This is a genomic window from Amycolatopsis rhizosphaerae (assembly GCF_007713715.1).
GTDB classification, from domain to species: Bacteria; Actinomycetota; Actinomycetes; order Mycobacteriales; family Pseudonocardiaceae; genus Amycolatopsis_E; species Amycolatopsis_E rhizosphaerae.
In genome coordinates this window covers 1-6372 of sequence record NZ_VJWX01000408.1, presented here as the reverse complement: position 1 = coordinate 6372, position 6372 = coordinate 1, and the positions used below count along the sequence as shown (strand labels likewise).

The 6372-nt window shown below is 71.9% G+C and carries 10 protein-coding genes; 2 read left to right on the top strand and 8 right to left on the bottom strand.

Going from position 1 to position 6372, the window contains the following annotated elements; all coding sequences use genetic code 11:
- From FNH05_RS28975 to FNH05_RS28960, 4 genes are all read right to left on the bottom strand, one after another.
- Positions 1-148 (bottom strand): universal stress protein (locus FNH05_RS28975; protein ID WP_144592025.1); only part of this gene is annotated, 148 nt, incomplete at its 3' end.
- A gap of 41 nt (positions 149-189) precedes the next feature.
- Positions 190-489 carry a DUF1918 domain-containing protein gene (locus FNH05_RS28970; RefSeq protein ID WP_144592024.1) on the bottom strand — a complete coding sequence of 100 codons (300 nt, stop codon included), beginning with the start codon at positions 487-489 and terminating at the stop codon, positions 190-192.
- A 10-nt stretch (positions 490-499) separates the two neighbouring features.
- Entirely contained in the window at positions 500-1264 is a 765-nt protein-coding gene (locus FNH05_RS28965; RefSeq protein ID WP_144592023.1) for a slipin family protein, read from the bottom strand.
- Between the two features lie 101 nt (positions 1265-1365).
- The gene (locus FNH05_RS28960; RefSeq protein WP_144592022.1) at positions 1366-2238 is read right to left on the bottom strand and encodes an aldo/keto reductase family oxidoreductase; all 873 of its coding nucleotides are present in this window, start codon (positions 2236-2238) and stop codon (positions 1366-1368) included.
- 131 nt (positions 2239-2369) lie between these two features.
- Here FNH05_RS28960 and FNH05_RS28955 point away from each other — a divergent pair, with 131 nt between their 5' ends.
- Positions 2370-2813, top strand: coding sequence for a winged helix-turn-helix transcriptional regulator (locus tag FNH05_RS28955; RefSeq protein ID WP_144592021.1), 444 nt, complete (start codon positions 2370-2372; stop codon positions 2811-2813).
- Between the two features lie 100 nt (positions 2814-2913).
- Here FNH05_RS28955 and FNH05_RS28950 read toward each other — a convergent pair whose 3' ends face one another.
- From FNH05_RS28950 to FNH05_RS28940, 3 genes are read right to left on the bottom strand one after another with little or no spacing between them, the layout of a single operon-like run.
- On the bottom strand, positions 2914-3789 hold the full coding sequence (locus FNH05_RS28950) for a universal stress protein (RefSeq protein WP_144592020.1): 876 nt from the start codon (positions 3787-3789) through the stop codon (positions 2914-2916).
- Positions 3786-4379 carry a CBS domain-containing protein gene (locus FNH05_RS28945; protein ID WP_144592019.1) on the bottom strand — a complete coding sequence of 198 codons (594 nt, stop codon included), beginning with the start codon at positions 4377-4379 and terminating at the stop codon, positions 3786-3788. Before FNH05_RS28945 ends, FNH05_RS28950 begins: the two co-directional genes overlap by 4 nt.
- 10 nt (positions 4380-4389) lie before the next feature.
- Positions 4390-4968 carry an Rv1733c family protein gene (locus tag FNH05_RS28940; protein ID WP_144592018.1) on the bottom strand — a complete coding sequence of 193 codons (579 nt, stop codon included), beginning with the start codon at positions 4966-4968 and terminating at the stop codon, positions 4390-4392.
- 226 nt (positions 4969-5194) lie between these two features.
- Here FNH05_RS28940 and FNH05_RS28935 point away from each other — a divergent pair, with 226 nt between their 5' ends.
- Entirely contained in the window at positions 5195-5626 is a 432-nt protein-coding gene (locus tag FNH05_RS28935) for a CBS domain-containing protein (protein ID WP_144592017.1), read from the top strand.
- Positions 5627-5673: 47 nt separating this feature from the next.
- Here FNH05_RS28935 and FNH05_RS28930 read toward each other — a convergent pair.
- A partial coding sequence (locus tag FNH05_RS28930) for a putative PEP-binding protein (RefSeq protein WP_342781627.1) occupies positions 5674-6372 on the bottom strand: 699 nt, incomplete at its 5' end.

Below are 6372 nucleotides of genomic sequence, written 5' to 3'. Positions count from 1 at the left end.
GGTGGGTCCAGGCCGTCACGGCGACCACTTCGCGGCCCGTCGGTCCGGCCTCGGCCATGGCCCAGCGCAGCGCCGCGACGCTGGTCTCCGAGCCGTCCACACCGACGACGATCGGCCCCCTCGGCCCCGTCGAACCCTCAGCGGCCATCGCGCGTCCCTTCCTGCCGGGCTGGCTGGCTGCTTCCAGCTTCAGCCGGTCGGCGCCGGGGGTGAAGGGCCCTTGGTCACCGGTTTCCGCGCGCCGATCGCCTGCCGCAGCGCGGCGAGCCGCGCACGGTCGCGCTCGTCGGCGGCGGCGAGTTCCTCAGCACTGAGCACGGTGGCGTCCGGGCCGGGGAAGAGCAGCGAGACGCGGTCGTCGGCCACCCAGCGCACCAGGTACGGCGGGGACCCGTCCGGCGACCGCACCTCCAGGATCCGGCCGCGCTGCCAGGGCAGGTCGACGGTGCGCCCCCGGATGAGGATCCAGTCCCCGGGCTCGGCACGCATCGCCGCCGTCCTAACGCGCCATGCGGGGCAGCACCGGCTCGGCCCGGTCGGCCGCCGCGCCGCTTTCCCTGCCGACGAAGGAGTTCAGTGCCGTGAAGCTGTCCATCAGCTGGGCCGGGAAGATGATCGTGGAGTTGCGCTCGATCGCGATCTCCGACAGCACCTGCAGATTGCGCAGCTGCAGGGCGATCGGATGCCGGGCCATCACGTCGGCGGCCTCGGCGAGCTTGTCCGCCGAGAGCGCCTCCCCCTCCGCGGCGATGATCTTGCCGCGCTTCTCGCGCTCCGCCTCGGCTTCGCGGGCCATCGCGCGCTGCATCGACTGCGGCAGCTCGATGTCCTTGAGCTCGACCATCTCCACCAGCACACCCCAGGTTTCGCTGGTCCGGTCGAGGATGGTCTTGATCGCCTCGTTGAGCGTCTCGGTCTCCGACAGCACCCGGTCCAATGTGGACCGGCCGACCACGTTGCGCACGGTGGTCTGCGCGATCTGGTTGATCGCCGACTCCACGTTCTCGATCGCCACGATCGAGCGCACCGGGTCGACCCGCCGGAAGTAGGCGACCGCGGCCACCCCGATGGACACGTTGTCCCTGGTGATGATCTGCTGGGACGGGATCGGCATGGTCACCGTGCGCAGGCTGACCTTCCGCATCCGGTCCACGATCGGGATCATGAACCGCAACCCGGGTTCCCGGACCACGCGGATCCGCCCCAGCCGGAACACCACCCCCCGTTCGTACTGGCGCACGATCGCCACTCCGAGACTGCTCACGATCCCACCTCCGGCCTCCAGCGTGCGCCCGCCCGCTCTGGGGGAGCAGGGTCTTTCCGCCCCCGCCGGACCGCCGAAAGTCCTTCCGCCCCGGTACTCGTCTAGCGGCCGATCCTGTCCAGCTCGGCGAGTTCCTCGCCGGAGAGCGGGAGTCCCGCGCCCGCGACGTTCTCCCGCAGGTGCGCCACCGACGAGGTGCCGGGGATGAGCAGGATGTTCGGCGACCGCCGCAGCAGCCAGGCCAGTGCGACGGACATCGGCGTCGCCTCCAGCCGGGCGGCCACGGCCGACAGCACCGACGACTGCAGCGGGCTGAAGCCGCCGAGCGGGAAGAAGGGCACGTAGGCGATGCCCTCTTCGGCGAGCCTGTCGATCAGCTCGTCGTCGTTGCGGTGCGCGAGGTTGTACAGGTTCTGCACGCAGACGATCGGCGCGATCGCCTGCGCCTCGGCGACCTGCTCCGCCGTCGCGTTGCTCACGCCGAGGTGCCGGATCAGGCCCTGCTGCTGGAGTTCGACGAGCGTCTCGAACGCCTCGGCGACCGGCTCGGGCTGGGGTCCCTCGGCGTTGCCGAGCCGGAGGTTGACCAGGTCGAGCATCTCGAGATCGAGGGTTTCGAGGTTCTCGTGGACGGCCCGGCGCAGGTCCTCCGGCTTCCGGGCCGGGGGCCAGCCGCCCTGCCGGTCCCGGATCGCGCCGACCTTGGTCACGATGTGCAGCGACTCGGGGTAGGGGTGCAGCGCTTGGCGGATCAGCCGGTTGGTGACGCGCGGCCCGTAGGCGTCGGCGGTGTCGATATGGGTGATGCCGAGGTCGACGGCCTCGCGGAGGACGGCGAGTGCGCCGTCGTGGTCGGCAGGCGGACCCATGACCCCGGGACCGGCGAGCTGCATGGCGCCGTAGCCGAACCGGGTGACCCTCAGGTCGCCCAGGGTCCAGGTGCCGCCGGGAAGTGAAGTGGGAAGCGTGCCCATGCCTTGCCTTTCCTGATGCGCCGGGTACTGGTGCCCAGCGGTTCGTTGCATCAGTATTGGTGGGTAGCTTCCTGACGGGAAGTAGGCACTTCGAAGTGCGTAACACCCCCACGGGTTGGAGGAGCGAGGGAATGGCAACCATGACGGCGGCCCAGAAGAGGGCGCAGACCAAGGCGGAATACGACGCCTTCCTGGCGGCGTGTCCCAGCCGCAAACTGCTCGACCGGATCTCTGACAAATGGGTCACGCTGATCCTGGCCGCGCTGGGCAGCGACGGCTCGCACCAGCCGGGCACCCACTGCGCCGGTGAGCCCCGGTCGATGCGCTATTCGGAGCTGGCCCGCCTGCTGGCCGGGGTCAGCCAGAAGATGCTCACCCAGACGCTGCGCTCCTTGGAGCGCGACGGTCTCGTCACCCGCACCGTGGCCCCGACCGTGCCCGTCACGGTCTCCTACGAGCTGACCGACCTCGGTCTCTCGCTGCACCACATGGTGCGGGGCCTCAAGACCTGGGCCGAAACGCACATGGACGAGGTGCTCGCCCACCGCGAGACCTACGACGCCCGCACCGACTGACCCGCCTCCGCCCTGGGGCGAGCCGTGAAGGGTCCCTTCACAGTCGAATCGACTGTGAAGGGACCCTTCACGGCCATGGCCAAGGCCTGTGCGGGGCGGGTCAGGCGGAGCGGACGAGGAGCACGGGACACTCGGCGTGTTCCAGGAGCGCGTGGCTGGTGGAGCCGAGCAGCAGACCGCGGAACCCGCCACGGCCACGGCTGCCGACCACCATCAGCTGCGCCTTCGTGCTCCATTCGAGCAGTTCGTGCCGCGGCCGGTCCTGCGCGACCACCCGCCGCACGCCGACCTCCGGGTACTTCTCCTCCCAGCCTGCCAGCGCCTCGGCCAGCACCCGCGTCTCCGACTCGCGCAACGGCTCGAAGCTGAACTCGGCACGCGCCGCGGAGAAGACCTGCCGGGTGTCGGCGTCACTCCAGGTGTGCACCGCCACCAGCGGCGCCTTGCGCAGCGAAGCCTCCTCGAAGGCCAGCTCGATCGCGGCCTCGGCCTCCGGGCTTCCGTCCACGCCGACCACGACCGGATCGTCCACCGCGGCCGCGCCCCGCTCCTTTCCGCGGACCACCACCAGCGGACACCGCGAGCGCGCCGAAACCGATGCCGCCGTCGAGCCGAGCAGCAGGTCGCCGAACTCGCCCCGGCCCGCGCAGCCCAGCACGAGCAGCTTCGCCCGCTCGGACCAGCCGAGCAGGAACGGGATCGGAGCATCCACAGTGGACTCGGTGTCGATCTCCAGCTCCGGGTGCACCCGCCCGGCCAGCTCCGCCGCCTCGCGCAGCAGCGACCGGGACTCCGCCTGCCGGATGTCCAGCCAGTCCTTGGGCGGCATCGTCTCGCCGTAGAAGGCGTCCGGGATACCGAAGGCGTGCACCAGGGTCAGCGGCGCCCGGCGGCGCGCCGCCTCGTCGGCCCCCCACAACACGGCCCGGCGTGACCCCGGCGAACCGTCGATGCCCACCACGATCGGCGCGCTCATGCTTGCTCCTCCTGTCGTTCGATTTCCCCCGCGTAGGAACGGGCGCGGACGATGCCCGGCACACCTTCGGCGAGGATCACCGCGACCTCGCGATCCTTCGGGCTGTCGTACCGGTCAATGATCGTCGCCTCGCCGTCGCGGACGTCCACCACCCACCGCTCCGGGCCGCCGAAGACCGCCAGCCGCTGCTCCACGTCCCGCGCGAGCACCTGGTCGGGCCGGGCGAGCACCCGCAGGAAGTCGTGCCGCGTGACGATCCCGGCCAGCCGGCCGCGGTCGGTCACCGGCACGCTGCGCATGTGCCGCTCGACCATCATGCGCGCCAGTTGCCGCGCCCCGGCGTTCACGTCCACCGCGGCCGCCGGGGAGGTCATCACCTCGCCCACCGTGCGGGCCGGTTTCCTCGGTTCCTGCGGGAAGCGGTCGGCGACGAAGTCCTCCTCGCTGACGATCCCCACGAGGGCGCCGTCGTCGTCGACCACGGGCAGTGCGGTGTAGCCGTGCTGCGACAGCAGGAGTTCCGCGGTCTTCACCGGTGTCCCCGGCTTCGCCGTGATCACCGGGTGGCTCATGATGTCTCGCGCCCTCATCCGTTTCTCCTCACGAGTAGCTGCGGTGGTCCAGACGGGCCCACTCGCGTTCCCAGCGGGCGTACCGTCCCCGGTCCAGCAGGCGGCGCAGCGCGCCGAACACCATGGCGAGCCCGGCCGCGAACGCGGTCCAGGTGAGCACGCCGGTGGCGATCCCCGTCATGACGGCGGCTTCCGGCGGCGCCGGCGGGGCGGTGGGCGTGCCCCGGGTGTCCAGCCAGATCGGCACGATGGTCCCGGCCGGCGTTCCGCGCGGGGCCGTCACCATCCCGCTCCGTCCGCCACCCGCCACCCGCCAGGAGGCCGGGACCGCGACCGTGGTGGACACCGGCACCCCGTGCGGGCCGACCGTTTCGGCCGGTGCGTCGGAGAGCAGGACGGCGGTGGCGGGCTGCCGGGTGGCCGACTCGGCCTCGGCGGTCAGCTTCTGCCTGCCGTAGCTGTCCGACCCCAGCGAGGCCGCCACCGGCACCGCCAGCAACGCGAGCGCCACCACGACCAGCAGCAGCCCGCTTTCCACCCGGTCCGCCGTCCGGACCAGCGGATTCCCGCCCACGTGCGGCAGCCGCCACCATCGGATCCCGCTCATCACCACCGGCCTCCTGCCCTGAACTCGGTTCCGTCACCGAGCATCACGATCCGGCGGCGGCGGGCGAAGGGCCCTTGGTCACCGGCGGGCGAGGCCGAGGACCCCGGCTGCGGCCGGGGCCCGCAGCGGGTTCCGCTTCCGGTGGGGTGCGCTGTGGACACTCGCACACCCGGGCGAGGCCCTTCGGCCCTGTCCGGCACCGCGCGACGCGGAACATGCTCGCCTCATGCGAGTACGGGACATCATGAGCACACCGGTCATCGGCGTCACGGCCGAGGCGACCCTCGAAGAGGCCGCCAAGCTGATGATGGACCGCGGATTCACCACGCTGCCGGTGTTCGCCGCGGCGGGCAGGCTGGTGGGGCTGGTGACCGAGGCCGATCTGCTCCGGGCCCGCTTCATGCTGGCGGCCCCCACCCCCGAGGACGGCGCGATCGCCGGGCTGCGGGCCCGCGTGGTCCGCCAGATCATGCGTTCCCCCGCACCGGCCGTGGCCGCGGGGATGGACCTGGGCGAGGTGACCACGGCGATGGTGGAATCGCACCAGCGCTGCCTGCCCGTCGTCGAGGACGGCACCGTGGTGGGCATGGTGAGCTGGCGCGACCTGCTCGCCCGCTTCGCCGACGGCTGGTGCACCCCCGCCACCGGCACCCCCTGAGCGACCGCGCCGGAGTGCCGCCGGAGTGTTCGAGCGGGGCCGGGGAGTCAGGCGCGGTGTGCGGCCTCGAGAAGCAGGCGCCGTTCGGCGGAGGCGATGACGGAGCGGGCCGCGGCCACGGCATCCGGGTTCACCGAGATCGACGTGATGCCGAGCCGCACCAGGTGGTCGGCGAACTCCGGGCGGTTGGAGGGCGCCTGCCCGCACAGCGACGAGGTGATGCCGAGCGCGCGGGCCTTGGACACGATGGTGCCGATGGCGTCCAGCACCGCCGGGTCGGACTCGTCGAACAGTTCGGCGCACTCCCGCGAATCCCGGTCCACGCCGAGCATCAGCTGGGTCAGGTCGTTGCTGCCGATCGACACGCCGTCGACGCCCAGCCCGACGTAGGACGGCAGCCAGTACAGCACCGAGGGCACCTCGGCCATGACCCACCGGTGCAGCCCGCGCTGGCGGCCGAGCGGGCTGGCGTCGACCAGCCGCAGGCACTCTTCCAGTTCCCACCGGGTGCGCACGAACGGGATCATCAGGTGCAGGTTGGGCGTCTGCTCCCGCACCCGCGCCAGCACCTCCAGTTCCAGTGCGAACAGATCCGGCTGGCGGACGTAGCGGTAGCACCCGCGGTAGCCGATCATCGGGTTGTCCTCCTGCGGCTCGTAGGCCGCCCCGCCCACCAGCCCCCGGAACTCGTTGCTGCGCAGGTCGGTGGTGCGGTAGACCACGGGGCGCGGCGCGAACGGTTTGGT